Raw genomic sequence first — 25103 nt, forward strand, 5'->3', positions numbered from 1 at the left:
CACAGACGGTTCAGGGACGGGTGGCGCCGTAGTAGTCGCTGTCGGGCATGGCGGAGGAGAGTGAGACGACCTCGACGGTCTTTCCGGTCCGGGGAGCGTGGATGACGTTGCCGTCTCCGGCGTAGATGGCGACGTGGTAGATGGAACCGGAACCGCCGTTGTTGGACCAGAACAGCAAGTCGCCGACTTGGAGGTCCTGGCGGGAGACGGCGCGGTCGGAGGTGGCGCCGTACTGGGCGGCGGCGGTGCGCGGCAGGTGCAGGTCGGGCCAGTAGGCGTACTGGACCAGGGAGGAGCAGTCGAAGCCGACGGTGGTGCTGGCGGCGCAGCTGCCGTTCAGGTAGCCGTTGGTGCCGTCGCAGAAGCCGGTGCTGGGGCCGCCTGGTCCGCCGCCGCCCCAGGCGTAGGGGGTGCCGATCCGGGTGGCTGCTCGTCGGGTGGCGTCGGCGCCTGCCCCGGAGCCGGAGATCTCGACCATGCCGGAGCCCTGGAAGCGTGGGAGGGCGGCGAGGATCGAGTGGACGTAGTCGTAGGTCTGGCCGTGGGCCCAGGACTTGGGCGGGACTCCGTGGAAGCGCTGGACGGCTCCCCATCCGGCGTTGTAGCCGGCGAGGGCGAGGGCCTGGTAGTCGGAACCGTAGTTGGCGGTCTTGGCCTGCTTGAGCAGGGAGCACATCATGCGGCCCTGGGCGGTGACGGCGTCGCCGATGTCGTAGGGGTCGGCGACGCCGTTGCCGTCGGCGTCGCGTCCCCAGGTGGCCCAGGTGCCGGGCATGAACTGAGCGGGGCCTTCGGCGCCCGCATCGGAGACGGCGTCGCGGTCGGTGCGGAATCCGCTCTCCTGGTTGAGCTGGGCGGCCATGAGCGCGGGGGTGAGTTCGGGCTCCCGGCACTCGTTGACGGCCTTGAAGATCCATGGCCGGAATTCGGCGGGGACGCCGCGAAGGCCGCGGCCGCCGTCGGATATCTCGGTGGCCTCGGCGTCCTCGTCAGACAGGACCATGACGATCACGCCGGTGATGGCCACGACGAGTAAGGCCACGATCGTGGCGATGATCTGGATGACGACCTTCACGTGTCCCCCCGTGGACGTGTTCTTCGCCGGCGCGGCACTTGCGCCGTGATGCTCTTGCGGGCCTGGTTCTGGGACGCCTGGAGCGCGCAGGCCCATTGAGCTGGTGTTAAGCCGTAGGCGGCGGCCCATCGTTCGGGTGCGCGCACGCTGATGACGACGCCGCGCTCGACCTGGGAGACCCGCTGGCGGACGACTCCGACGAGGGCGGCTATCTCGGTCTGGGTGCGGCCGAGGAGAGTGCGTATCTCGCGCAGGGTGCGCGCGGGGCAGGGCTGGAGGAGGTCTGCGCGGGTCACTCCGAGGGCGCGTGCGATGGCGTCGGCGACGCGGGCGCGTGGCTGATGGTGGCCGGATTCCGATGTGCGAATGGTGCTGGGGCTGACACCCGCGACGACCGCGAGGCTTTCGATCCCGAGTCCCGCCGCACGGCGCAGCGTGCGTGCGCGAGCACCGTCGTACGCCGTCACCTGTGAACTATCCTCCGCCCTACGAAAATTGCTACTCACTGTTGCCAGCGGAACACGCTAGCCTCATGAGGCACATGAGCCCAAGATCTTGATCGGGCAAACACAGGTCGACAGGGGGGAGTTGCGGCTTGATCACCCAAACGGTGGCGTCCTCGGCGCCCGGCGGTTCTCCGGTGGCGCTGCGGTACGCGCTCATCCCGGTGCACGGTTACGGCATTGCTGGTGCGACGGTTGCGCAGATGCTCGACCCCGACGGGGCCGGGACGGCGCGGCAGCTGCTGCCGGGCGAGGCGGTCCCTTACGGGGCGCTGCCGGTGCTGCTGGCGGAGACGACGGTGTACGGCGCGGTGTGTGTGGAGCAGATGCTGCGCGGCTGGACCGAGGGCTTACCGCGGCCGGCGCTGGTGCTCATCTCCGACGCTCCCGCTCGTCCCGTGCCTGCTGCCCGCTATCGAGTACGCGCCCTGGAGGCACGCCTGGCCGGTGTGGCCCGGGTGCCGTATCTGCCGGTGCTGCGCACCGTCGAGAGCGCCGATGAGGCCATGGAGCACAAGGACGTGAGGGCCGCGGCCGAGGGCCTGCGGCGCCAGATGGAAGGAATGTGACGACGTGATGACCATGGTGACCCTCGCCGGTCTCATCCCCGGCGCGAAGCCCACGCCGATTCCGGGACTTGAGGGTCCGGTGGCCCAGCTTTTCGGCTACGGCCTGTGGGTGATTGCGCTGGCGGGCGCTGGAGGCGCCGGGTTCGGCGTGTACAAGCTGGCGGTGTCGGACAAGCAGCGCGGCGGCGGCGGATCGGAGCCGTTCAAGTGGATGGGCGGCGGCGCGGCGGCGATCTTGTTGTCCATTTCGCTGATCGCGATTCTCAACGGCATCGCGGGCTAGGGGCTGACGGGACGTGTCACGTACCAGGGGGACATGGAACACCAAGGGCACCTGGCTGGCGGGTGGAGCGCTCGTGGCGCTGCTCGCGCTGACCGGCTATGCCATGCTCGGCGGCGATGGTGACAGCGATCCTGATGCCGCCGGGCGGGCGGGTGCGCGGCCGGGGGCGTCGAGCACGGCCAGCCCGGTACCGAGCTATCAGGCTCCGGAGGACTGGACCGAGCCGGAACGCTGGACGGCGCTGCCTCGCGGGGCCGAGACCGACCGCTACGGCAGCGAGGTGGGCTTCCCGCACACCACCGAGGGGGCGGTGGCGATGCTCGCGGCCGCCAACTCCACCGTCATCGAGGACGACCGCGACACGGCCGCCGAGCAGATGAGGATCTACCGCTCGTACGTGGCGCGCTCCGACCAGAGCCCCGATGCGGCCGAGCGCATCGAGCTGGGCGCGATCGAGACCGACAAGCGGCTGCATGAGCAGATGGGTACGCCTGCCGGCCAGGCGCTGCCGCCGGGCGCCTACGTCCGCAACACGGTCATCGGGTACAAGGTCGTGCTGCAGTCGGAGAACGAGGTGGGCGCCTGGCTGCTGGCGCGTGCGGTGATGAAGCGCGGCGAGAGTGCGAAGGAGTCCGCGGGCTACACCCGCGTGCTCGTGGGCGCGGTATGGCAGGACGGTGACTGGCGGCTGTCGGGTTCCGTGACGCAGAAGGTCCGCGACGCTTCCGGGAAGCGGCCGACGATCGCCGCACCGGGTGATCCGGCGTTCAACGCCGCGGGGTGGACGGCGATCCGGGAGGCGTCGTGAGACGGCGCCTGACCGCGCTGTGCCTGGCGTTAACGGCGCTGCTGGGCCTGGTCTTCCTCGCGGCGGCGCCCGCGGCCGCGGACGACCCACCGGACGGGTGGCTCGACGGCGGCTTCGAGTCGCTGTGCGACTGGACGGTGACGCCCGTCATCGACAACGTCATCCCGGGGGGCCCCTCCGATGAGGAGCACGAGGAGTTCTGCGACAAGCTCGGCGACGCCCAGGCCAAGGAGATCAAGAAGGCCTGGAACGCGGTCTGGAACTCCGTCCTGGGCGACGTGATCCGCTCCGGCGCCGACGTGGTGAAGTGGATCATCAAGAAGACCCTCACCTATGCCCTGACCACCCCGTCAGTCGACCTGGAAGGGACCGGCCTTTTCGGGCGTGATGCCACGCTCGCAGGCATGCTGACCTGGCTGGGGGTGGTGATCGCGGCAGCCGGGGCGATGTGGCAGATCGGCAAGGGCGCCCTCACCGGGCAGACCAAACACGTGGGCCGGGCGATGCTCGGCTGGGTGGAGCAGACGATCCTGTCCGCGGCCGGAGTCGGCCTGGTCGCGCTGCTCCTGGTCGCCGGGGACGCCCTGACCACCGGCCTGATCGACAAGACGTTCGCGGACGACGGCGCCGCCTACGAGCGGATCGTCGCCGTCATGGTGCCGGTCGGCGTCGCCAACCCCGTCACGTTGCTGTGCATCGTCGCTGTCCTGCTGCTGATCGGGTTCATCCAGATGGTGATGATCTTCCTGCGGCAGAGCGCCATCCCGATCCAGTGCCTGCTGCTGCCGGTGGCTGCGGGCGGCCGGGTCGGCGGGGACGCCACCCGGCAGTGGGCGCCGCGCCTGATCACCTCGATCTGCGTGGTCATCACCTACAAGCCGATCCTCGCGGTGATCGTCTGCACCGGCTTCGCGGAGTTCGGGCACGCCAAGAGCCTGACCGAGTGGCTGCGCGGATGCGCGACGCTGGTCCTGGCGATCCTCGCGCCGGGTCCCTTGACCAAGGTGTTCGCCCCGTTCGGGGAAGCGGTCGGGTCGGGCATGGCGGCCGGCGGCGCCAGCGGCGCCCTCGCCGGAGCCGCCGGGTACTTCATGGCCAAGAAGGGCGGCGGGGACGATGCAAGCAGCGCCCCCGTGGCTGCTCCGGCCCCTCTTTTGGAGCATGTCCAGAGGGTGGAGAAGTCCATGGGCAGCCAGGGCGGTGGGGGCGCGGGCCGGGACGGCGAAGCGGGCAAGGACGCCCAGACCCAGGCCGCCCGCAACGAGGCCAACCGGGTGCCCGGCCAGACCAGCGCGGGTCAGGCCGGCGACCAGGCGGCCCAGGCTGCGGGGACGGCCGCCGGTGCCACGAAAGCCGCGGCTGCCGGGACGGCCGCCACCGGCGCCGGAGCCGGAGTCGGGCTGGCCATCCAGGTCCTGGACGGGGTCAACCAGGGTGTGCAGAGCGCTAGTAACGAGATCGGGAACGGGGGCGGCCAGCGGTGAGCACGCAGCACGAGGTACCGCGGCAGCTGATGGTCGACGGCTTTCGCGTCCGGCAGTCCTTCGGGTTCGGCGGGCTGTCCAAGAACGGCACGATGACCGCGACGGTCGTGCTGGTGGCACAGGGCATGGCCGCGATGCAGGCACCGGCCATGCTGCTGGTCACGCTGCCGGTCACGTTCATGGTGCTGCTCCTGGCCGTCTCCCGCCGGCACGGGATGTCCGCGCTCGCCTACTACTGGGCGCGGTTCGCCTGGCGGCGGGCCACCCGGCTGGACGCCAACGCCTACCGGCGCGTCCTGCTGCCCCACCCCTACGCCCTGGACCTGCCCGGGGTGGGCGCGTCCTCCACGCTGATCAAGGCCTATGACCCGACCACCGGCAAGCACATCGGGGTCGTCCACGACCGGGGCAGCGGACGGATGACCATCACCACGCTGCTCGCTCCGGGTGGCAGTCTGATGGCCCCCACCGGCACCGTGCAGAGCAGCCTGCGCACCTGGTCGTCCGTGCTGGACGCGATGAGCACGGACGAGCAGATCAAGGGTGCGAGCGTCACCATCCAGATCACCCCCGGCGCGGGGGAAGCGCTCGGTGACGACGTCAAGGCGCGCACCGACCCCTACGCGCCCAAGCTGGCCCGCCAGGTGGTGGACGAGCTGGTGCGTACGACGCCGCACGCCACCGCCTCGGTCGCGCCGTGGATGAGCGTCACCGTGGATCCGGCCGCCTCGGCGAACCCGCCCGTGGAACTGCCTGACCAGGTCGCCGAGGCGCTGAAGGTGGTCGACGGCATCGACCTGAGCGGCACCGGCACCGACATCGAGCGACGCGCGACGGACGTGGACCTGCGGCGCCTGGTGCGGGCCGCCTACGACCCCGACGTTTTCCACGCCCGCGACCGTGAGTTCGAGGAACTGTCGTGGTCGGAGTGCGGGCCGCAGGCCGCCGACGACGACTGGGAGTCCTACGCCCACGACGGCGGGGTCTCCACGTCGTGGGTGCTGCGGGAGATGCCGCGCAGGCCCATCCCCTACAGCGTGCTGCTGCCGCTGCTGGCCCCGGGCCGCTACCAGCGCCGGATCACCCTGGCCTACCGGGTCCTGGACCCGTACGAGGGGGAGCGGGTGCTGGAGCGGGAGATCAGTCACGCCCACAACCGGGCCCAGGCCACCGCCGAGGTCAAGGGCCGCGCGAAGTGGAGCCAGCGCGCCGACACCGAGCGGGCGGAGAAGGCGGCCGCCCAGGTCGCCGGCGGCGCCCAGGTCGTCGACTGGACGCTCATGGTGACTGTCACCGCCCGCAGCACCGCCGAACTGCCCGCCGCCCGCCAGGAGCTGGAACGCGCGATCAAGGCCACCCGCGGCATCCGCATGCGCCCCGCCTACGGCGCCCAGGCCGCCGTGTTCGCCGCAGGGCTGCCGCTGGGCTACAACCCGCTCGTGAAGGACTGACGATGACACGCAAGCCGAAGCCGCCGGTGGTGACCACCCCCAGGCGGCTGGTCCCGGTCGTCGACCAGGGCCCCACCCGCGAGGAGCGGCGGGCGGAGAAGAAGCTGCGCGCCCGGTTCGCCCCCCGGCTGGGCTGGGGCGGCCGGTTCGGCGGCCGCGCACCCGTGGAGGACACCGGGACCGTCTACACCGGCCCCAGCATCCAGGCCGGCGGGATCTACCCGTTCCTGCTGGGAGCGGGTCTGCCGCCGCGGGGCGTTCCGGTCGGCCGGGACGTGCTGACCGGCGAGCTGGTGTGTCTGGACCCCTCGGGCTGGACCGGCCGCCTGACCACCAACCCGGGTGTGTGGGTGATGTCCCAGCCCGGCGCGGGCAAGTCCGCCCTGGTCAAACGGATCAGCCTGGTCTACAGCAGCTTCGGCTACATGATGTGCGTGCCCGCCGACGTCAAAGGCGAGTACACGGAGCTGATCCGCGAGCTCGGCGGGTCCGTCGTGCGGATCGGGGACGGCATCGGCCGCATCAACCCGCTCGACTCCGGCCCGCTCAAGGGCCGGGTGGCGTCGCTGCCCGCCGACCGCCGTGCCGCCCTGCTCGACGTCCTCAACGCCCGCAGACTCGAGACCCTGGTGGCGCTGCTGTCCACCAAGCACGGACTCGGCCGCAGCCCCGACGAGGTCGAGCGCAGCGCGCTGGACACCGCCGTGCATGTCGCCTCCGCCGCCCAGGACGAGGGCACCGACCCCGTCATCACCGACGTCACCCGCGTCCTGCGATCCGCCCCGCAGGTTCTGCAGGACAAGCTCGCCGCCGGGGGCGAGACCTACTGGAACCTCACCCGGTCGGTCATCGCAGGCCTGGACAACCTCGTCGGCGGGCCCCTCAAAGGGCTGTTCGACGGTCCCACCACCAGCCCGCTGGACCTGCACGCGCCCGCGGTCAGCGTCGACATCTCCGCCCTGCGGGCCCGCGGCAACGACGTCATCTCCGCGGGCATGATCGCCACCTGGTCCTACACCTACTCCTCCGTCGACTCCGCCCGCAGCATCGGGATGATGGACCGCAAACTCGTGCTGCCCATGGACGAGATGTGGCGGGCCCTGCGCTCCGGGCCCGGCCTGGTCGACGCCATGGACGCCATCTCCCGCCTGAACCGGACCACCGACGACGTGACGATCTACGTCACGCACTCCCTGCAGGACGTAGAGGCCCTGCCCACCGAGATGGACCGGGCCAAGGCGCGAGGCCTGATGGACCGCTGCGACACCTGGGTGCTCGGCGCGAGCACCCAGGAGGAACTGCAGCGGGTCACCGGCAAACGCTCCCTGACCGAGCAGGAGATCATGATGATCAGCTCGTGGGCCTCCGCGACGAGCACCGGCCTGGACATCGACCCCACCACGTTCGACGAGGACGACGGCGGCACGGCGGAGGAGGAGTCCGCACGGCACCCGGGCCGCGGCAAGTACCTCATCAAGATCGGCACCCGCCCGGGCATCGCGGCCGCGCTGGAGCTGACCGCCACCGAGGCACGGCTGTACCGCACGGACAACAACCGGCGCCGCACGACCACCTCGGGGGTGGCAGGCCGATGATGACCGAGAACGACAAAAACTGGCTCGTCGGATCCATCGCGTTCTTCGGCACGGCCGCCCTGGCGGCGACCAGCTGGGCCGGAGCCGCCGCCGGCGCCGTCCTCACCGGCGAAGAAGCCGCACCCGCAAGCCCCCTGACGGTCTACAAGATGGCCACCGACTGGGCGGCGGTGTGGCCGCACTCCCAGACCGCCTCCGCCGTCGGCGCGATCGCACTCAACCTCGCCGTCATCGCCCTGGTGGTGTGGGGGCTGCGTACGGCGTTCCGCTGGTTCCGCAACCCCTCCTCCCTCGCCACCCTCCACCAGGTCCGCGAGCTCGCACCCAAGCGGGCCGCCCGCACGGCGACCCGGCTGCGGGCCTCCCTGAAGGGCACCGACCCCAAGAAGGTCGCCCCGTGCGACCGTGGCGTCCTCCTGGGCGACCACCTGCCGTCCGGGGTGGAGCTGCGCGGCAGCGACGAGGACACCTACGTCGCCATCATGGCGCCGCGCGCGGGCAAGTCGACGTCGCTGGCCATCCCCGTGGCGGAACAGGCCCCCGGCGCCCTGCTGATGACCAGCAACAAGGCCGACGTCTACGCCGCGACCCTCGCCAGCCGGTCGTTGGTCGGCCGTACCTGGGTGCTCGACACGCAGGGCGTGGCCCAGGTCGAGCGGCAGATGTGGTGGGACATGATCGCCCAGGCGGAGACGCTGGAGGGCGCCGAGCGACTCGCCAGCCACTTCGTCAACCAGATCACCTCGGAGCAGGCCGACCCCTTCTGGAGCCAGTCGGCCGGGGACCTGCTGGTGGGCCTGTTCCGGGCCGCCTACCACGACGGCGGCACCGTCCGCGACGTCATGCGCTGGCTGGCCGACCCCAAGGAGAAGGCCCCGCTGCGCATCCTCTACCAGCACGAACCCGTCCTCGCGGAGCAGGTCGACTCCTCCATCTCCATCGCCGAGGAGACCCAGAGCGGCATCTACCAGAACGCCCGGACCGCCGTCAGCGCGCTGCGCGACGAGAAGGTGCTGGCGTGGGTCACCCCCGACGAGCATCACCCGCGGTTCGACCCCGAGGATTTCGCGCTCAGCACGGACACCCTCTACCTGCTGTCGAAGAAGGGCGGCCCCGCGTCCGCGGTCGTCGCCGCGCTCGCCGACGCGGTGTTCACCGCGGCCGCCGAGGCCGGCGAACGCCACGGAGGCCGCCTGCCCGAGCCGATGCGGGCCGTGCTGGACGAGGCCGCGAACATCTGCCGGATCAAGGACCTGCCCGACCTCTACAGCCACCTCGGCAGCCGCGGCATCACCCCGTTCGTCATCCTGCAGAGCTACCGTCAGGGCGTCGCCGCCTGGGGCGAAGTCGGCATGGACTCCATGTGGAGCGCGGCCACAAAGAAGATCATCGGTGTCGGCCTGGACGACGCCCGGTTCGCCCAGGACGTCAGTACGCTCACGGGCGCCCACTACGTCGAGCGCGGCTCGTACTCCAAGGGCAAGGACGGCTACTCCCACAGTTACTCCGAGCAGCGCGAGCAGGTCCTCGACCCCGCCGAGATCCGCGCCATGCGCAAGGGCACCGCACTGCTGCTGTCCACCGGCATGCCCGTCGCGCAGATCGCCCTGCGCCCCTGGTACGCGGAGCAGTCCATGGCCCACATCGGGCCGCAGATGAAGGCGGAGGAGCACGCCATCACCAAGCGCGCGGTCGCCGCGTACGAGCAGCGGAAGGCGGAGCGCAGTGGCCGATGAGCCCGACGACGTCCCGGCCTTGGAGGTGCCGGTCGGCATGTTCGAGGACATCGAAGACCTCAAAGCCCAGGTCGCACGGCTGACAGCCCAGCTCGCAGCCTTCACCGGAGCTGGCGACGGCGGGCTCGGCGAGGCCTTCGTCGACGACGAGGTGGCCGCCGGCACCGAGGACGGCGGCGAGGAAGACAAGGAGGACGAGTGGCAGTACCCGCCGTTCATCCTGTTGCTCGATTCGCCGCTGTACGACGAGGAGCTGCGGGCCCTGATCGAGTGGGTTGAAGGCGTCCTCGTACCCGGCTACCTCGGTGAGCCGTCTGCCGACGCCCGCTGGTGCCATCTGTGGTGGGAGCACCCTGTGGCCGTCGCCCGCCTGCACGCGGTATGGCTGGCCTGGCAGGAACTGACCAACCCGGCCACCTGCGGCTACACCGGACCCTCGGTCTGGCACCGCGACCACCTGGACCCCGCTGTTCGTGAACTCCGTGCCTCCACCGGCCCCTTCGCTGGCTGCGTCAAGGGTGAGCACCAGATTGACCACCGCATGCCCAGCGTTGTGCCCAGTGCCTGGACACACGCCGAGGACTGACTCTGAGTGCAGAGGCCAGTGCCGGAGGGGGGACGCGACCTCGTGGCCCGCGATGACGGTGTGCCTGCGGGTCCTCAGTGGTTGCCGAGGACCGGAGTCCGGAGTGTTGACCTGGGCTGCTGGAGAGGCCTTACCTGCGACAACGCGAAACCCGCCACCTCGATCTCTTTGGCCGGAGCGTGAAGTGGCGGGTTCTCAGCGAAGCGAGACTACTTAGACACGTTCATCGGACATCGAAGTACCGACTGCGGCTAAGCAACTACACAGAGTGAGTTTTTCGTCTCAATCCGTGATTCATCGTAGCTAGATTTCCACGACATTGGGTTATGTAGGCTGTGCGCTCTGTAATCGCTGCTGGTTAGGGGCTTGACTGTGACCAGTCTCACACTGAAAGTTCACTTTGAGTGACGGGTCAAGCGCGGGGTGCTGTCGGTGGAGTGTGATAGGTCTCACGCTCGACAGAATCACTGTGAGGGACCGCAGGGGTGTGACCTGCGTCATCAGGTGATTTGCACTATTTTGTCCGCTCACACGCAGTGTTCGTCTGTGCATCAGAATGACGTCACGGACACCTCGATCTCTTTGGCCGGAGCGCAGGGGTGACCTGGACATGCATCAGCGAAGCGATTGGATTTGCCATGCCTGGCACCTCTTCTCCTCCCAACGGTCCCGAGTCGGGCGGCGCTGACGACGGCAAGCGCCGCAGCCTGCAGATTCAGGTGGGTCGCCACGTCGACATCACCTTCGGGGTCTATGTCTCCCCGCAGGCCCTGGCGCTGCTCGGCTCCCTCGGCGCCGGGGCGGGCGCCTGGTTCGGGATCCTGAACCGCTAGATCACCAGTACCCCGAGGTGAGGGCTCGCCCTCACCTCGGGGTACCGCAGCTCTACTCCTGCAGCCCCTGTCTCCGTCCTCATCCGGACCGGAGGCCGGGGCTGTATTCGTTGCCGACCCGCGGTGCTGCCCTGTGTTCGGGGGCGAGTGCAGAGCAGTCAGCGTTTGACGCGGTTGCGGACGGCGAGGACGGCCAGGCCCAACAGGACGGGCTCGGTCAGGCGGGAGGTCATCTCGATATAGGTGCCGGCGGTTGTCAGGTCCTGGCCGGAGGAGCGGAACACCACCGAATTGAGGGTGACGTTCAGGGCCTTCTCGAAGCGCTCGCCGGTGAACCGGTTGCCGGTGGGGTTCTGGGGATCGTCCTTGTCGATCTCGAAGGCGACCTTGCCCCCGCCGACCGGGACGGTGCCGGTCGCAGTCTGCTTCGGAGTGGTCTGGGCGAGGCCGAAGGCCATCAGCAGGACGATGGTGACGAGCATGGCGGCGCCGAGCCAGGCCAGGGCCCGGGAGGCGCGCAGGCCGTAGCCGGACAGCGCCCAGTACGCGGTCAGCAGACCCCGTTCACTGCGGGGGATGTCGTCGGCGTGGCGGCGCATCTCCATCTCCCCGTAGTAGAAGTCCGCGGCCCCCGGCTCGTGCTTGCCGTCCTCGAAGGCCTTGCGCAGCGCCCGGTACACCGGCGCCAGCTGCAACGGCCCCGTCCGCCCGGCGCCGAGGACCGCCACGTTCCAGCCCCGCACTGCCCCCGGCCGGCTGGCGCGCCAGTGGTGCTCCTCGGCCAGGATGCGCCGCTCGGTGAACCGCACGGGCGGCCGGCGCCGCCAGTGCATGTCGGGTGGTGCCGTGTCGAAGGTGCAGGAGCCCTCCAGACGGAGTTGGTCCAGGTGCACGGTGCCGGCGAACAGACAACCCGACAGGTCGAGGTCGGCGAGTACCAGGTGGGCCGCATCCACCCCGCGTAGCGACGCCACCCGCACCCCGGGGCCGGGCGTGCTCGAAAAGGGACCTTCGGCGAGCTGTCGGCCGTCGGTAAGCACGAACGGATCCGGCTCAGCGGCGATCGTGAGGGGGTACTCGAACACCGCATGGGCGAAGTCCACCGTGGCATACCGCAGACGGATCTCCGCTGTCGACGACCAGCGAGTGCGACGGCACTCCAGACGGCGCGCAGCGAAGGAGAGGGTCACCGGGACGCCGAACTTCGCGCCGGAAAGCACAACCCGCCCGGCACACACCAAAGGCCCGACCCTGTCGGCCTCCACGAAGGTCGCCGACTGGAACTCGGCGTCGCTCTCGAAGGTCGCCGACTCGAACTCGGCTATGTCCTCGAAGGTCGCCGACATGAATCCGGCCATGCTCTCGAAGGTTGCCGACACAAACTCGGCGTAGCCCTTGAAGGTCGCCGACTCGAACCCGGCGTAGCCCTTGAAGGTCGCCGACTCGAACCCGGCGTAGCCCTTGAAGGTCGCCGACAGGAACCCGGCGTAGTCCTTGAAGGTCGCCGACGGGAACCGGGCGTGGCTCTCGAAGGTCGCCGAGCTGAACTCGGCGTAGTTCTCGAAGGTCGCCGACACAAACTCGGCGTAGCCCTTGAAGGTCGCCGACACAAACTCGGCGTAGCCCTTGAAGGACGCCGACCCGAACCGGGCCATGCTCTCGAAGGTCGCCGACTCGAACCTGGCGGCTCCCTTGAAGGTCGCCGACTCGTAGGCGGCGATGCCCTTGAAGGTCGCCGCCCCGAATCCGGCCATGCTCTCGAAGGTCGCCGACTCGAACCTGGCGGCTCCCTTGAAGGTCGCCCACTGGAACCCGGCGTCGCTCTCGAAGGTCGCCGACTCGAACTCGGCTATGTCCTCGAAGGCCGCCAACTCGAACCTGGCGGCTCCCTTGAAAGTCGCTGACTCGAACTCGGCGTAGTCCTTGAAGGTCGCCGCCCCGAACCCGGCACCGCTCTCGAAGGTCGCCGACTTGAACCCGGCGTAGCTCTTAAAGGTCGCCCACTGGAACCCGGCGTCGCTCTCGAAGGTCGCCGACTCGAACTCGGCGATGCCCTCAAAGGTCGCCCACAGGAACTCGGCGTTGCCTAAGTGAGGGTTACCGGTTGCGGGGTCACGGAGGGCGCTGAGCAAGGCGTCGAGGAGGTAATCGTCGAAGGTGGTGCCCCGGTGGTCAATGCTGGCGCCGGGAATCAGGCCTGCCAGGTAAGCGTCGCGGTCAGCGTCGGCCAGATGGGCGAGGCACGCGGTGTGGCCGGGGACGTGGATGCCGCGGCAGCCGACGGGGTCGGCAGCGGGGGTTGCGCCGTGTGCGCAGTGCGGCCAGGCTGGCGGTTCGGATGTGCTCATGGTGCGGCGACTCCACAATGTCAGGGGCCCGTACGGACGCCCTGGGGACGGGAACGGTTCAGGCTCGACGGTGACAGGCAGCGTCGGGGAGGCCCCATGTCGCGAGATGCCGTAGGTGCCTGAACAACTCGTAGATATCCGTCAGGCACGGAGCGTTGAGGGAACATGCCTCACATGCCTGTCGCCCGCTCGACACCCGACATAACACCTATTCCTGTGGGCCGCGACCGCGTGCCTGATCGGGGCCAGAGCGGCGCAGGTGGGACGGCTGCTCGCCGCCGGGAGCGGCGGGCCGGTTCCTTCCGTCGGCCGCCCGGATCGTTGTTGACCGGGAGCGGGCCGCTGCGGTCGACGGACGGCTGTGCGACGGCGCCTCGGAGCCTGGTGCCGGGGACCGGATCTGGTCGTGGAGGCGTCGGCGGAACGCCTCCTGAGCGCGCCGTTCGGCGGGAGCAAGATCGGCTCGGCGGGCCAGCTCCGTAGCGACCAGCGCGGCGTCGCGGTGAGGGCGAGAGGTCAGCGCCTCGACGGGGAGGAGCGGCAGCGGCAAGGCCCCGGTGGAGGTCACCGGCCGAGACACCAGGGCGTGCACGAGGGGGCGCAGTGCGGCGTACTCACGCCGGACTGCGCCGCGCGGGTCGGGGTCCATGGCGGCCACCGCGTCGGCATCCCGGGTCACAGCGCGCAGGACGGGAAGAGTCGTTTCAACGATCTGCCCGCGCGCTGCGAACTCGACCAGGATGTCGCGGTGCCGGGCGAGCCACCCGGCCGCCTCTCCGGGCGGCAGCGGCCGGGCCCGGCTCGCCTCCAGGGCGGCCACGCCGGCGGGCTCGTGCCGCCAATGGCCGTCAGGGTTCCGTTCGTTGGCGTACAGGTCGGCGCCCGTGCGGTCGGTGATGGTAAGCCGCCGGACGGCTGGGCTGGCCTCGGCGGCCGCGATGGTCTGCGGCATCTTCTCGTAGGCGCTGTCGTGTGCGGTGGGCGGCGTCCAGCGCCCGGACTCCAGATAGCGGTGCAGACTGTCCAGCCTGCTACGCTCGGCGCGGACCCCCAGGCCGAGCACCTCCACCACGTAGTGAGCGGCGGCGAACTCCTCCGCCGTGGCCACGGTCATCTCCGGGTTCCGGAACACGCCTTCCAACATCAGGCTGTAGCCGTGGGCCCGTGCGTGTTCGATGCTCATCCGCACCCACGCCCCGGAGGCCTGGCCTGTGGCATTGGGGAACAGCAGTGGCTGCTCGGCGAGCAGTTCCTCGTACTGGGGATGGAAGGCGCGCAGCTCGTCCCCGGTCAGCGGCACGAGCTGCCGGTCGGCGTGGCGCTGCACGGCGGCCGCCATCGCCTGGCTCTTTCCGGCAGCGGGCTGCGCGCCTACCAGGACAAGTACCGGCTGCTCCTGGGGCGCGTAGCCGTGAAACACGAAGTCCCGGACGCGTTCCTCGAAGCGGGCTCGCAGCTGTTCCTCGGTGAGAAAGTAGTCCCGGGCCTCAGACACGGTCGTTCCGGAGGCGCGCGAGTTCTGCTTCCCAGGCGTCGATATGGGCTATCAGCTGGGCGCGGTCGTGGGCGGGTACCGCCTGCTTGATCGTGCGCAGCTCCAGCGTCTTCTGCCACCACCGTTCGCGCTCCGCGGCGGACGGCGCGGTGTCGGACAAGCGGGTGTAGCGGCCGGCGAGCCGAGTGGCCGTCTCTGCGAATGTGTCGTACACCGCGGCGGTGGGGACGTTGTCGTACCGATCTGCAGACTGTGCAGCTGACACAGGACGCGCTCCTCTCGATCGAACATTGTGATCATGCCTGAACAGATGACCCTGTAGCGGCGGTTTCGGGCTTCTACCAGTGGTCGACAGGCTCGGCGGCGAAGGTGCCGTCGCCGAGCGGGGCGTCGGTCAGCTCGAAGCGCTGCGGGCGGCCGTCCACCCGGTGGGTGATGACGGTGCCGGTGGGCCGGGTCGTCTCGTACTGCTCCGGGACGCCGTGCGGGCCGACGGTGCGCAGCAGGGTGTAGCGGCGGAGCGTGCGGGACTCGTCCAACGCGGCGATCGCGGCCGCCCTCCGAAATGACAGGCGGCGCCATGAGGCGGAGGCGAGCGCGATCACAGCGGCGGCACCGATGGCGCTGAGCAGGTCGGGCACGGCGTCGATGAGCAGCGACATGAGGGCCTCACTCCGAGACGTGAACGGAGCGGACGGCGCTGCGGGCGGGGAACACAGGGGACCTCCATCAAGCCGGTACGGCCCGCCGGTTGGCCGGGCCGCGCCGACTGTGCTGGAGCGCGGGGTTAGCCCCGCAAGTCCCGGCCGTCACCGGTCCTCGCCTTCGCTGGGCAGCACACGCGGCACGTCATCCGTCGATCCCCAGCCCGGCGCGGGAGCAAGCGCGCTGGGGGCATCGCCCTCCCAGGCACCGGCAGTGACGGGTCCGTCTTCGTGGTCGGTGCCCCTCTGCGTGGTGACCATGCGGACGAGGGCCTCCCGGAAGACGGGCACGAGATCCGCATCCATCCGGTAGGCGATGTTCTGGTGCCAGCTGGGGTTGTCCGGGTCGGATACCGGGGTGATCGGCGCGCTGGTGCCCTCGGGCCACCAGCCCTTCTTCACCCCGCGCGGGACGGCGCGGGACAGGGCGACCGTCGGCCCGTTCAACCGCCCGATGACGGAACGCAGTTGGTCGGCGTCGAGGTAGCCGTCACCGTCCACGATGACCATCTCGGCGAACCGGCGGGCGCCGGCGGGAAGGGACCGGAGGTAACGTTCGGCGCGGTCGACGGTCCAACCGGTCTGTACGGTGGCGACGGTCAGCTCCGCGCCCTGCTGCGCGGCGAGCGCGAGCACCTCGCGGGCGAATTCCTCGCTCGCACCCTCAATGGTGATCTTCACGAGAACCTTCCGACGGATTCTTACCCGGTTCTCCCGGGTCTCCATGGGCAGTGTGCCCCTCCGGAGGCCTCTCCGTCTAGGCCGGGGAGAACTGGGCAAGAAATCTAAACGAGTTCGGGTGATGTGGTGGCCCGCCGCGTCTCGCCTCGGATAATGTGCCGTATCCGAGCCTAAAAGGGGCCTGACCTGGCCTTTCCCTGCCAAGGGCAGGGATAGCGCCCAGCGAAGAACTGAGCGCCCCTGAGGGGATGTGGGGCCGCCAGGGCAAGCAAGCAGCGCACTGGCGGCTACCGACGCGGACGCGCCGATCTTGCCCTGAGTCCTGACAGTCGTGAAGTGCCAGACCCCGAGATCCTCAATAACTGACGTCGGTAGAGGATGCACTCGGAGAAATGCATTACTGCCTACGTAGCGGATTGAATGCGCACCGAATTCGGTTATTCCGAAATTTGGACGCCAGTGGAAATCAAAGGGAATCTCATTTACTGTTCCAGCTGGGGCTTTTTCGCCCTGACAGGCTGCATCTGCGGGTGCCAATGCACTCCCACGGCTCCATCCGGGGCCCGACCGCATGAAGATCGGCGGCGAGTCTTGCGTGTATCGCGAGACTCGCCGCTAGTCGTGCAGTCGGCAGATGTTTGCCTACGAAAGGAAATGCAGTTATGTGTGACGAGGACATCAACCCCGGCGGGCGTCCGCGAGCCGAGCTGTGGAGGCAGCTCGGCCTCACGATCAGGCTGGCTCTGGACAACCCCCGGCAGGCGGCCGCTCTGGTGGTGCTCGTGATCGTGCTCTTCGGTGGCCTCTACTACGTGCCGCTTCCGTCAGTTGTCCAGGTTCAGGTACTGATCCAGTACATCCAGTTCACCTGACAGCCAGGGGGTCTTGGAAGTGGTGAGCGACCAAGGCCCCCAATATAAACGTTGTAGGCGTTTAAAGACAAGTTTTAACGCTGGGGCGGACCGGATGCCTTAAAAGAGCGGCGTGCGGGCAACGCCTTTCCAGTGTCCGTAGAAGTGAAGGAGCTTCCATGTGGGAGGGGTGAGTTAAGGTGCGTCGAATCAGCTGGCGGCACATCCTGTAGTTAAACTGGCGGGTGTCGCTGCATTCCCTTCGTAAGCGACGACTCCTGAGCCGCCACACAGAACGCCAACCGTGAGGCTCGGGACTCAGTCAGGTTTCACCGTGCGCCAGCGTGCTGGCTACGTCGGCGCCGAGGCTGTAGCCGGGGCTGTCATCGAGGAGTTCCTTGCGCCGGTTGTAGCGCTGGGTGGTGCGGGAGTCCTTGTGGTCGGCCCACCGCTGCACCTTGTCGGGGCGGGCGTCCGGCTTGGCCAGGGCGTGGGTGACGGCGTCGCCCTTGACGCCGTGTGGGCCCCGTGGGGGGAGTCCGGCACGCTTGGCCAGGGCCTGCAGCAGGCGCCATACGGCCGGTTCGTCGAGCCGGCCGCCGCTCACGGTGCAGAACAGCCATCCCTCGGTCCGGCCGCCGAGGTAGTCCTGCAGCGCGTCCCAGGCCACCGGCGGGATCGGCTTCTTCTTCCGGCCGCCGCCCTTCACCTTCTCCAGGAGCAGCACGTGGTGGCCCTGGTCGTAGCCGAGGTCCTCCACGCGGGCGTTGAGGAGTGAGTCGATGCGCAGACAGCAGGTGTAGAGCATGAGCAGCAGGGCGTAGGCGCGCTTGCGGTACGCCGCCACCCGGTGGTGGTCCCGCGCGGTGACGACGAGCTTCGCCCACTCCTGTTCGGTGTAGCCGGGGGTGGCGGAGAAGTCCGGGTCGATCACCGGCCGCTGGACGGCGTCGAAGGGGTTCTTCACCCCGTCGTCGCTGACCTTGTCCCAGTAGGAGAAGAACGAGGAGGCCGACGACAGCGCGTTGGCCCGGGAGGCGTCCGAGTATGGCTTCCCCGCGCGCACCATCTCGCCGCGTAGGCCGCCCTTCACGCGGACCCAGGTCTGCGTCTGCTCCAACCACAGCCGGAACGCGTCGGCCAGCGCGAACTTGACCGCCATCGGGTGCGTGCCGTGCTCGCGGGCGAACTCCTCGAACACCTTGAAACCGCGGGCGTACGCGCGGCGGGTGTTGTCCGAGCGCTGGTGGGCGATCCAGGTAGCGGCGAGGGTGGGCAGCACGTCGTCCTCGCCGTAGATGCCGACGAGATGGTCGTACAGCTTTCTCGCGTGCTCGGGCCACAGGTCGCGCGGGTCACGTTGCAGAGTGGAGAGCATCGCCCTGGGCGAGCGGGCCAGTGCCGTGGTCATGGGCGCCCCCTTGGAGTGTCGGCCGGCGGTTCGTCGGCAGCAGTCGGGATGGGACCCGGACAGTTGAAGCAGAAGGGCACCCGGTCGCCCGTGGCGAGGAAAGTGTCGAGCATGACGGTGTGCTGAGCGCAGCGGGGGCAGATATCGATGACGCCTCCCTCGTCGTCGGGAGAGCCCAGGTACACGTAGATCATCATTTCCGGCGTGGTGACGGTCGCGCCGCAGAAGAGGCACCGGTTCGTTGCCCCTTCGGCGATCAGTGTCAGCTGCTCGCAGTGGGGGCAGTGGACCGTCCGGTCCTCGTGGCCTTGCAGTTCCCCGCGCAGTCGGCGCAGGCGCTGGGTGACGAAGGTCTGCACGCCGGTCAGGCCGTCGCGGACGTGGATCATGTCCGCTCCGATGGCGTTGGCCTCGTCCAGTTCCAGGCCCGGCAGCAGCTCGTCGTCCAGGAACCGGACCAGGAGGTCGAGCACACGCCCGGCCCGTGCTTCGACGGCACGGGCGTTGTGGCTGAGGCCGTAGTGTTGCAAGGCGTTGCGGTCCCGGGCGAGGGCGTCGAGTGCCTCCTGCTCCTTGTCCGTGATGGTGATGCCGACGATGTTGCGCAGTCTCGTCACGGCCTCGCCGACGGTGCAGCTCTTGAAGTCGGCGGAGCGGAAGGCCCGCTCGCTGGCCGCGCCTGGATCCTCGAAGACCAGGCTCCAGTGCTCTCGTACGAGCCGGGCCTTGAGGAGGACTTCGGTCGCCGCCTGAAGATGAAGCACGGCGTACTTGATGTGGCGGGGGTCGATCGGGTCGGCCGTGAGGTGGTCGACGACGCTGACGAGGTAGTCGACCCCGTTGCGGACCGGCGGGAAGTCGAGCTGGTTCGGGTCTGCTGCCGACACTCCGGCAAATGAGCGTGATTCACCTGATTGCAGGGCGTTCTGATCCGGCGTCAGCATAGGCACAGGATAACGGTGATTATCCTGTGCGTTCGGACCGGCGCCCAGAACGTCACCCGAAGACTGACGCGGACCCGGTGTCAGCAGGAAGCTGACGATCTGATTCAGTCATACTCGGTCTGACGCAGGCCAATAGTCAGCTAGAGGCTGACGAACGATATCCGTCAGCCCTAGGGTGACGTCCATGACCGAGACCGAGGTGCCCGCCGCCGCGGCGGAGCCGGACGCCGCCCACCCGTACACCGAGACCGCCCTCGCCCGCCTCCTGCTGTGCGACGCCTACCGCGAGGTCGCCGAGACCGCGCTGGGCCGCATCCCCACCGACAGCGACGGATCCGACTTCACCGAGCCGGGCGGCTTCGTCCGGGAGGCCGCCAGCCTGCTGGCCCTCGCCGAGGACGTGATGCGTCGCGCCGCCGTCTACGAGCGGGAACGCGGCACCAGCTGGGAGGACATCGGCGACGCACTCGGCATCACCAAGCAGTCCGCGCACAAGCGGTTCGCCGGCACCGTCGAGGCCTGGCGCGCACCCCTCGACCGGCCCGCCCGGGTCCTGCCCGACGGCACCCCCGACGACGACCGCATCCCCTACGGCGCCCGCTACGCCCCGGGCGTGCCCAGGCCGGAGTACGGCACCGCCGAGGACCACGCCCAGAGGCTGGAGCAGTGGCTTCTGCAGCACACCGGCCCGACCGACCACTGGCACGGCGACGAGCACCCCGTCACCGCAGGCCTGCCCCGGCACTCCACCACCTCCATGCTGATGCTCCTCGGCAACGTCTCCGCCCGGCTGCTGGAAGACCAGCTCGTGCCCGACCCGCACGCCGAGGCCGACATCGCCGAACGCCGGGCGGCGCTCTACGAACGCATGCTCCGCGAGGACGCCGTCGTCCCCGACGAGATCCACCAATGGATCGCCAAGGACCGTGCCCGCGCAGCCGCCCTGCGCGCCACCCCCGGCACCGGAACCCCCTGGCCCGCCCCCGAGGACGACTCGAAGGAGACGCCGTGAGCCGCACCCGCCAGGCCGCCCGCCTCGCCGCCCACCTCAGCGAGGTCACCGGCGTCCGCGTCGAACTGGTCTACGACAACGGGCCCCGCTGGAACATGAGCTGGCCCGACGGACCGACCCATGACCAGATGCGCGCCCACCTCGAAGAGGCACTGGCCGGTCACCACTTCCCGGACATGCGTGACCGGCAGCTGCACCTCAACCGGGGAACCACGGCCCGAGCCTGGGCGGCGCGAGCCATCGCATCCCGCCGCGAAGGAACCCTCGCTCCCGCCGTCACCGAGGGCGCCGCCTGGCGCCGCACCCAACTGCCCGGCTGGCAACCGCTGGGAGGGGACAAGCTCACCCCGGAAGACCATGCCCTGCTACGACACGTCGACCAGCTGATCGAGGCCACGGCCTACCCCGACCAGGCCAGCGCCCCCGAGGACGAGCCACTCATCGAGGAACTGCTCGCCGCCGGAAGCCGAGAAGACTCGTACGGACGACGATCGGCCAGCGAGTTCGACATGGCCCGGGTCCTGCTCAACGCGGACCGGGCCCCCTCCGCCGAACAGCCGCCCCAGCTGCGCCCGCTGCCGACTCCTGCACCGGCCCAGCCGCGGATCAACATGGACGCGGAACAGACCGCGCAGACGGAAACCGCAACCGCCCGGTTCCTGCGCGCCCTGCCGGGAGCCCGCGAGGTGACCACCACCGGCGAACTCGCCGCGATCCTGGCCCGCCTCCCTGAGGCCACCCCGCTCTTCGTCACCGACCATGTCGTCTCCCACCCGGGCCCCCTGGACGACCCCGTGCACGCCGTGGTCGCCCACCTCACCCCCGGTGCCGAACCGGCCGATCCCGACAACCCGGACAGCGAGTACCGGATGCTGCCCGCCCTCGGGCTGACCACCATCCGCGTCGACAGCACCCAGAACGCCGGCGCCGAGTTCGAGCGGGACGGCGTCGAACCCAACGACCCGCTGACCCGCGCCGAGGACCGGCTGACGTCCCGCGGCGACCTGGACGGCGGCATCCGCGACGCCGCCCACGTCGTCGACCTGGCCGCCCGACTGCTCGACGAGGGCGCCCAATTCATCCCCTCCGACCACGAGGCGCACGCCACCGTCACCGTGGAGACATCCCGGCTGCGGCACGCCGCCGAGCGGCTGCGCAAGGTCGCCCCGGATGCCCAGGAGGCCAGCGAGTCATAGCCAGTCAGGTCGGCCGGGAGCGGCACCTCGGGCCGTGGTGCCGTCCGGCGCGCACCGGCCGGAGCGCCCACACTCCTCGCCGCGCCGGGCGGTGCCACGGAAGCGGGGGTCCGGGGGCCGGCGAAGGCCCCCGGCAGCCACGGCGCGACACCTCCAGGCCCGCGCCTGCATTGGGCCCCGCCGGTCCGTCACAGGTGGGTATCGTGGGCGCCGATGGCCGCCCCTCGCGTCGGCCCGGCCCAGCTTCGAACGGCCCGTGACCGGCCGGAGCGCCCACGGCCCCAGGTGCTACGCATCAACGGCGAGAACGCAGCCGTCTGCTCGCTGACTCGGGCGTGCCAGCTCACGGGCCGTGCGCGCCGAGATCAGGAGACCGAGCATGGTTGCCAACCACGCCCGCAAGAACGCTGCCCGCGCCGCACGGGGCGACGGACGGAACCACCGCCAGGCCGTCGACGCCGTACGCCACGACACACCAGCCGGACGCCGCATCCTCGCCGCGCCAGGCGACCGCGTCCCCCGGGACAGCATCGGGCACCCCGACTGCCCGATCGAGCGGGGCGACGTCCTGCGGATTTCCTGCCCGGCCGGCGACGTGAAGGTGGTCGAGGTCTGGGACGAGTCCACGCTCCTGGTCGAGTGGCCGTGGACGGAGCCGGACGCCACCCGGCGGCCCACGTTCGTGCTGCAACTCCCGGACACGGACGAGCCCGTGCAGCTCGCCGCCCCGTTCCGCAACACCCCGCAGCGCCTGAGGGGTCTGAAAGAGGACGACGTCATCACCGTCGAACTGCCGCCGACCGTCGTCCACGTCTCCTACACCGACACCGTTTGGCTCGCCGTCGACCGCGAGGCCAAGCGTCCGCCCGCCGACTCCGACGTGGTGGTTGCCGTACTGCCGTACGGCACCAGCGAGACGGTCGGCACGGGCGACGGCGCCGGTCAGCTGATCATGCGGCTGTGGTCGGTCGACCCGATGACGGTCGAACTCCTCTGCCGTCCCTACGAGATGCTGACGGATCACGACCGCGTGCGCGATGCGGCCGGCACCGTCTGGGAGTACCTCGGTCCGCTGGACTTCTTCACCCCCGACCGCCGCACCCCGCGCACCGAGGGCCCGGTGTGGCCGCTGACGCTCATCGAGCGGTACGGCATGCAGCCCGGACCCGACGAGGTCAAGGCGGTGGCGGCCGCCACCACGACGGGTTCCCACCAGCAGGAGCTGGACCGCTGGCGGCAGGCCAGCGGAGCCGACCTGGTCGAGTTCCCTGCCACCGAGGTCCCCGACGTCCTCAGCGCGGCGCAGAAGGCCATGCTCGCGCGGCGGGCCCGCCGGTCGGTCGAGGGCAAGACGCTCGCGCAGGTCGAGGAGGCACGGGAGGCGGCCCGGCTGAGGTACCGGCTCGTCTCCAAGGTCGTCCTGGACGAGGAGGACCAGACCCGCATGGAAGCGGCCGCCGTCACGCTCGACACCCTGGATGAGGTTCTCAAGGAGCTCAAAGCCACGTCATAGACGGCGGCTCCACGGCCACGTCGGTGGTGGGGTTGGGGCGGAGTTCGACCGACCGGTTGAGGCGAGGTGCGGTACCCATGAGGAAGGGGGGCGCCCCGGGGCGCCCCCCTTCCTCCGCGAACCTGCGGTCAGCCCCGTACCGAGGGACTGCGAGACGCGGATACCGGGTGTGAGTAGTTGGTGTACAGGAAATCCCGGTGAGAACGATCATGGACCGGTCGGCGCGAGCGCGCTGACCCGGTTCTTGTACTCGCGGCGCGCCTTGCGCTGAGCCGGGACCGCCGGGGTGCCCTGGCCGCCGTCGAGCGGCTGGCAGAGGGCGAGGAGCCGGCGGTGCACGATCGGGACCGCGGTAACGCGCAGGGTGTACCCCTGGCCGCGCCGCACGACCGCTCCCTGGTCTAGCGCGGCCCGCTCGGCGGGCTCCAAGTCGGCGGTGCGGAGGAAGTCGGCGACCTTGCCGGGCATGTCGAGTGTGACCAGCAGCTCCGGGGCCGGGGCGTGCTCCTCGGCGGCGGTGTGGTCGGGCAGGAGGCCGGCGACGGCCGTGCGGATGGCTCCGCGACTGACGCCGTGGTCGCGAGCGAGGGCGGCGATGCAGCGACCCTCCAGGTACGCCGTGCGCACGTCGGCGGTCTTCTCAGCCGAGACAGCAGGGCGGCGTCCGCCCTTGCTGCCCTTGGCCTCGGCGGCGCGCAGCCCGTCGTAGGTGAGCTCGCGCTGGAGGTCGCGTTGGAGTTCGCCGGCGGCGGCGAGGGTCTGCACCATGAACTTCACGGTGGACAGCAGCTCGCCGGTGCGGGGGTGGCGGGCGGTGAGGTCCATCGCGGAGAACGCGCCGTCGTGGATGCGCAGCGCGACCTGGTCGTGGTGGAGGACGTCGAGCACGTCGAGGATGTGTCCGGTGCCGCGCACGAGGCGGAACATCTCGGAGATGTGCACGGTGTCGCCCGGCCGCGCGTAGGTGAGCAGTTCGCGGAACTTCGGGCGCTGGAGGGGGTGGAGGCGGCTGGAGGTGCCGCCGTCCTCCTCGAAGACGACCGGATCCTCGATCCCGGCCTCGTGAAGGACGAGGTTCTGCCGGGCGGTGGACTGCTGGTCGGTCGAGACCCGCTTGTAGACCAGGTTCGCCACCGAAGGGCCCCTTTCCGTACAGAGGATCGGACCCTATCTGTCGTCAAACCCTGTCGGCAATCGTCATCGGATCTGATTGGATTCGGGCCGCCGCGAACCCCCGAATCACAAGGGTTCATTGGACGGATCGGCTGTCTGTCGTCAAACGATCGTTTGGCGACAGGCGGCCTGTTCCAGTGCGGGGCCCCGGGGCCGTCACGCGTACCCGGCGAAGCAGTCCGCGTCACAGGCCCGGGCTGCGGGGCGTGACCGGGACAGCGCCGGTCCGCACGCGGCGCAGCCGGGGAGAGCCGCCTTGGCGCGAGGTCAGGGGCGGTCAGCTCAGCGTGTGGGGGGTCCAGAAGGCGGTCAGTCGCCCAGCGCCGTGCTTTACGTCGCTCCAGGAGCGATTGAAGGTGAGTACGGCCACGGCGGAGGTGGGGAAGCCGCTGCGGTCCATGCGGGTCTGCAGGTCGCCGTCGGCTTCGCCGGTGAGGGCGTCGGCGAGGCTGTGCAGGCCGGGGTTGTGTCCGATGAGCACTGCGTCGTTGACGTCTTCGGAGATCTCGTTCAGGACGGTGATCAGCTCATCCTGCGAGGCTTCGTACAGGCGGTCGTCATACTTCGTCCTGGGCCTTTGCGACAGCTCGGATACCGCGAGCTTCCAGGTTTCTCGGCAGTGTTCAGCGGTCGAGCACAGCGCCAGGTCCGGTGTGATGCCGAATTCTGCCAGCCAGCGGCCGGCGGCGGGCGCTTCCTTGCGGCCTCGCTCAGCGAGCGGGCGATCGTGGTCGTCTACGTCGGACCGGTCGGCCTTGGCATGGCGGAAGATCACTACGCGGCGGGTGGTGTCGGCACTCATGCCGCCCATCCTGACGTCCAGGTGGCCGCCTGCCAGGGCAAACGGCGCCG

General features: G+C 69.9%; 24 protein-coding genes. 13 read left to right on the forward strand and 11 right to left on the reverse strand.

What is annotated here, in order from left to right; translation table 11 throughout:
• Nucleotides 1-10: 10 nt before the first annotated feature.
• Nucleotides 11-1075, reverse strand: coding sequence for an NlpC/P60 family protein (locus tag ACIGXJ_RS35645; protein ID WP_399654598.1), 1065 nt, complete (start codon nt 1073-1075; stop codon nt 11-13).
• On the reverse strand, nt 1072-1542 hold the full coding sequence (locus ACIGXJ_RS35650; RefSeq protein ID WP_399654600.1) for a helix-turn-helix transcriptional regulator: 471 nt from the start codon (nt 1540-1542) through the stop codon (nt 1072-1074). The genes ACIGXJ_RS35645 and ACIGXJ_RS35650 overlap by 4 nt, the downstream gene beginning before the upstream one ends.
• 128 nt (nt 1543-1670) lie before the next feature.
• Between ACIGXJ_RS35650 and ACIGXJ_RS35655 the strand changes: the two genes are divergently transcribed.
• The 9 genes from ACIGXJ_RS35655 to ACIGXJ_RS35695 all read left to right on the forward strand — a co-directional run bounded on the left by ACIGXJ_RS35655 (nt 1671) and on the right by ACIGXJ_RS35695 (nt 10923).
• On the forward strand, nt 1671-2147 hold the full coding sequence (locus ACIGXJ_RS35655; RefSeq protein WP_399654602.1) for a hypothetical protein: 477 nt from the start codon (nt 1671-1673) through the stop codon (nt 2145-2147).
• Between the two features lie 7 nt (nt 2148-2154).
• Nucleotides 2155-2430, forward strand: coding sequence for a hypothetical protein (locus ACIGXJ_RS35660; RefSeq protein WP_399654810.1), 276 nt, complete (start codon nt 2155-2157; stop codon nt 2428-2430).
• A 13-nt stretch (nt 2431-2443) separates the two neighbouring features.
• Entirely contained in the window at nt 2444-3238 is a 795-nt protein-coding gene (locus ACIGXJ_RS35665; protein WP_399654604.1) for a hypothetical protein, read from the forward strand.
• Nucleotides 3235-4722, forward strand: a complete 1488-nt coding sequence (locus ACIGXJ_RS35670) for a hypothetical protein (RefSeq protein WP_399654607.1) — start codon at nt 3235-3237, stop codon at nt 4720-4722. The genes ACIGXJ_RS35665 and ACIGXJ_RS35670 overlap by 4 nt, the downstream gene beginning before the upstream one ends.
• Nucleotides 4719-6173: an SCO6880 family protein gene (locus ACIGXJ_RS35675; RefSeq protein WP_399654609.1), complete on the forward strand. Its 1455-nt coding sequence runs from the start codon at nt 4719-4721 to the stop codon at nt 6171-6173. The genes ACIGXJ_RS35670 and ACIGXJ_RS35675 overlap by 4 nt, the downstream gene beginning before the upstream one ends.
• A gap of 2 nt (nt 6174-6175) precedes the next feature.
• Nucleotides 6176-7768 carry an ATP-binding protein gene (locus tag ACIGXJ_RS35680; protein ID WP_399654611.1) on the forward strand — a complete coding sequence of 531 codons (1593 nt, stop codon included), beginning with the start codon at nt 6176-6178 and terminating at the stop codon, nt 7766-7768.
• A complete protein-coding gene (locus ACIGXJ_RS35685; protein ID WP_399654614.1) occupies nt 7768-9504 on the forward strand; it encodes a type IV secretory system conjugative DNA transfer family protein in 1737 nt (578 codons plus the stop codon). The genes ACIGXJ_RS35680 and ACIGXJ_RS35685 overlap by 1 nt, the downstream gene beginning before the upstream one ends.
• Entirely contained in the window at nt 9494-10090 is a 597-nt protein-coding gene (locus ACIGXJ_RS35690) for a DUF4913 domain-containing protein (RefSeq protein WP_399654617.1), read from the forward strand. Before ACIGXJ_RS35685 ends, ACIGXJ_RS35690 begins: the two co-directional genes overlap by 11 nt.
• A gap of 599 nt (nt 10091-10689) precedes the next feature.
• Complete coding sequence (locus tag ACIGXJ_RS35695; RefSeq protein ID WP_399654619.1) at nt 10690-10923, forward strand: hypothetical protein; 234 nt, start codon at nt 10690-10692, stop codon at nt 10921-10923.
• Between the two features lie 158 nt (nt 10924-11081).
• On the opposite strand, the gene ACIGXJ_RS35700 is transcribed toward ACIGXJ_RS35695, so the two are convergent.
• The 5 genes from ACIGXJ_RS35700 to ACIGXJ_RS35720 all read right to left on the reverse strand — a co-directional run bounded on the left by ACIGXJ_RS35700 (nt 11082) and on the right by ACIGXJ_RS35720 (nt 16196).
• On the reverse strand, nt 11082-13271 hold the full coding sequence (locus ACIGXJ_RS35700; RefSeq protein ID WP_399654622.1) for a pentapeptide repeat-containing protein: 2190 nt from the start codon (nt 13269-13271) through the stop codon (nt 11082-11084).
• 208 nt (nt 13272-13479) lie between these two features.
• Nucleotides 13480-14766, reverse strand: a complete 1287-nt coding sequence (locus tag ACIGXJ_RS35705; protein WP_399654625.1) for a zeta toxin family protein — start codon at nt 14764-14766, stop codon at nt 13480-13482.
• Nucleotides 14759-15031 carry a hypothetical protein gene (locus ACIGXJ_RS35710; RefSeq protein ID WP_399654628.1) on the reverse strand — a complete coding sequence of 91 codons (273 nt, stop codon included), beginning with the start codon at nt 15029-15031 and terminating at the stop codon, nt 14759-14761. Before ACIGXJ_RS35710 ends, ACIGXJ_RS35705 begins: the two co-directional genes overlap by 8 nt.
• Nucleotides 15032-15104: 73 nt before the next feature.
• Nucleotides 15105-15428, reverse strand: coding sequence for a hypothetical protein (locus tag ACIGXJ_RS35715; RefSeq protein ID WP_399654631.1), 324 nt, complete (start codon nt 15426-15428; stop codon nt 15105-15107).
• A gap of 147 nt (nt 15429-15575) precedes the next feature.
• Nucleotides 15576-16196 carry a hypothetical protein gene (locus ACIGXJ_RS35720; RefSeq protein WP_399654634.1) on the reverse strand — a complete coding sequence of 207 codons (621 nt, stop codon included), beginning with the start codon at nt 16194-16196 and terminating at the stop codon, nt 15576-15578.
• A gap of 617 nt (nt 16197-16813) precedes the next feature.
• On the opposite strand from ACIGXJ_RS35720, the gene ACIGXJ_RS35725 reads away from it, so the two are divergent.
• Nucleotides 16814-17023, forward strand: a complete 210-nt coding sequence (locus tag ACIGXJ_RS35725) for a hypothetical protein (RefSeq protein ID WP_399654637.1) — start codon at nt 16814-16816, stop codon at nt 17021-17023.
• A gap of 301 nt (nt 17024-17324) precedes the next feature.
• On the opposite strand, the gene ACIGXJ_RS35730 is transcribed toward ACIGXJ_RS35725, so the two are convergent.
• The gene (locus tag ACIGXJ_RS35730; protein ID WP_399654639.1) at nt 17325-18413 is read right to left on the reverse strand and encodes a tyrosine-type recombinase/integrase; all 1089 of its coding nucleotides are present in this window, start codon (nt 18411-18413) and stop codon (nt 17325-17327) included.
• Complete coding sequence (locus ACIGXJ_RS35735; protein ID WP_399654642.1) at nt 18410-19300, reverse strand: hypothetical protein; 891 nt, start codon at nt 19298-19300, stop codon at nt 18410-18412. Before ACIGXJ_RS35735 ends, ACIGXJ_RS35730 begins: the two co-directional genes overlap by 4 nt.
• A gap of 241 nt (nt 19301-19541) precedes the next feature.
• On the opposite strand from ACIGXJ_RS35735, the gene ACIGXJ_RS35740 reads away from it, so the two are divergent.
• The 3 genes from ACIGXJ_RS35740 (at nt 19542) to ACIGXJ_RS35750 (ending at nt 23078) form a co-directional block, all read left to right on the forward strand.
• Nucleotides 19542-20369, forward strand: coding sequence for a hypothetical protein (locus ACIGXJ_RS35740; protein WP_399654645.1), 828 nt, complete (start codon nt 19542-19544; stop codon nt 20367-20369).
• Nucleotides 20366-21565, forward strand: a complete 1200-nt coding sequence (locus tag ACIGXJ_RS35745) for a hypothetical protein (RefSeq protein WP_399654648.1) — start codon at nt 20366-20368, stop codon at nt 21563-21565. Before ACIGXJ_RS35740 ends, ACIGXJ_RS35745 begins: the two co-directional genes overlap by 4 nt.
• Nucleotides 21566-21944: 379 nt before the next feature.
• The gene (locus ACIGXJ_RS35750; protein ID WP_399654649.1) at nt 21945-23078 is read left to right on the forward strand and encodes a hypothetical protein; all 1134 of its coding nucleotides are present in this window, start codon (nt 21945-21947) and stop codon (nt 23076-23078) included.
• A gap of 207 nt (nt 23079-23285) precedes the next feature.
• Here ACIGXJ_RS35750 and ACIGXJ_RS35755 read toward each other — a convergent pair whose 3' ends face one another.
• On the reverse strand, nt 23286-24212 hold the full coding sequence (locus ACIGXJ_RS35755; RefSeq protein ID WP_399654652.1) for a recombinase family protein: 927 nt from the start codon (nt 24210-24212) through the stop codon (nt 23286-23288).
• Between the two features lie 316 nt (nt 24213-24528).
• Entirely contained in the window at nt 24529-25053 is a 525-nt protein-coding gene (locus ACIGXJ_RS35760) for a SixA phosphatase family protein (protein ID WP_399654654.1), read from the reverse strand.
• Nucleotides 25054-25103: the final 50 nt, after the last annotated feature.

Source organism: Streptomyces sp. NPDC053367, assembly GCF_044545925.1.
Classification (GTDB): domain Bacteria; phylum Actinomycetota; class Actinomycetes; order Streptomycetales; family Streptomycetaceae; genus Streptomyces.

Bases quoted from the DNA above. Each gene is read 5' to 3' on its own strand.
- ACIGXJ_RS35660 (WP_399654810.1), top strand. From the start codon at position 2,155: ATGACCATGGTGACCCTCGCCGGTCTCATCCCCGGCGCGAAGCCCACG.
- ACIGXJ_RS35680 (WP_399654611.1), top strand. From the start codon at position 6,176: ATGACACGCAAGCCGAAGCCGCCGGTGGTGACCACCCCCAGGCGGCTG.
- ACIGXJ_RS35685 (WP_399654614.1), top strand. From the start codon at position 7,768: ATGACCGAGAACGACAAAAACTGGCTCGTCGGATCCATCGCGTTCTTC.
- ACIGXJ_RS35700 (WP_399654622.1), bottom strand. From the start codon at position 13,271: ATGAGCACATCCGAACCGCCAGCCTGGCCGCACTGCGCACACGGCGCA.
- ACIGXJ_RS35715 (WP_399654631.1), bottom strand. From the start codon at position 15,428: ATGTCGCTGCTCATCGACGCCGTGCCCGACCTGCTCAGCGCCATCGGT.
- ACIGXJ_RS35720 (WP_399654634.1), bottom strand. From the start codon at position 16,196: ATGGAGACCCGGGAGAACCGGGTAAGAATCCGTCGGAAGGTTCTCGTG.
- ACIGXJ_RS35725 (WP_399654637.1), top strand. From the start codon at position 16,814: ATGTGTGACGAGGACATCAACCCCGGCGGGCGTCCGCGAGCCGAGCTG.
- ACIGXJ_RS35730 (WP_399654639.1), bottom strand. From the start codon at position 18,413: ATGACCACGGCACTGGCCCGCTCGCCCAGGGCGATGCTCTCCACTCTG.
- ACIGXJ_RS35740 (WP_399654645.1), top strand. From the start codon at position 19,542: ATGACCGAGACCGAGGTGCCCGCCGCCGCGGCGGAGCCGGACGCCGCC.
- ACIGXJ_RS35750 (WP_399654649.1), top strand. From the start codon at position 21,945: ATGGTTGCCAACCACGCCCGCAAGAACGCTGCCCGCGCCGCACGGGGC.
- ACIGXJ_RS35760 (WP_399654654.1), bottom strand. From the start codon at position 25,053: ATGAGTGCCGACACCACCCGCCGCGTAGTGATCTTCCGCCATGCCAAG.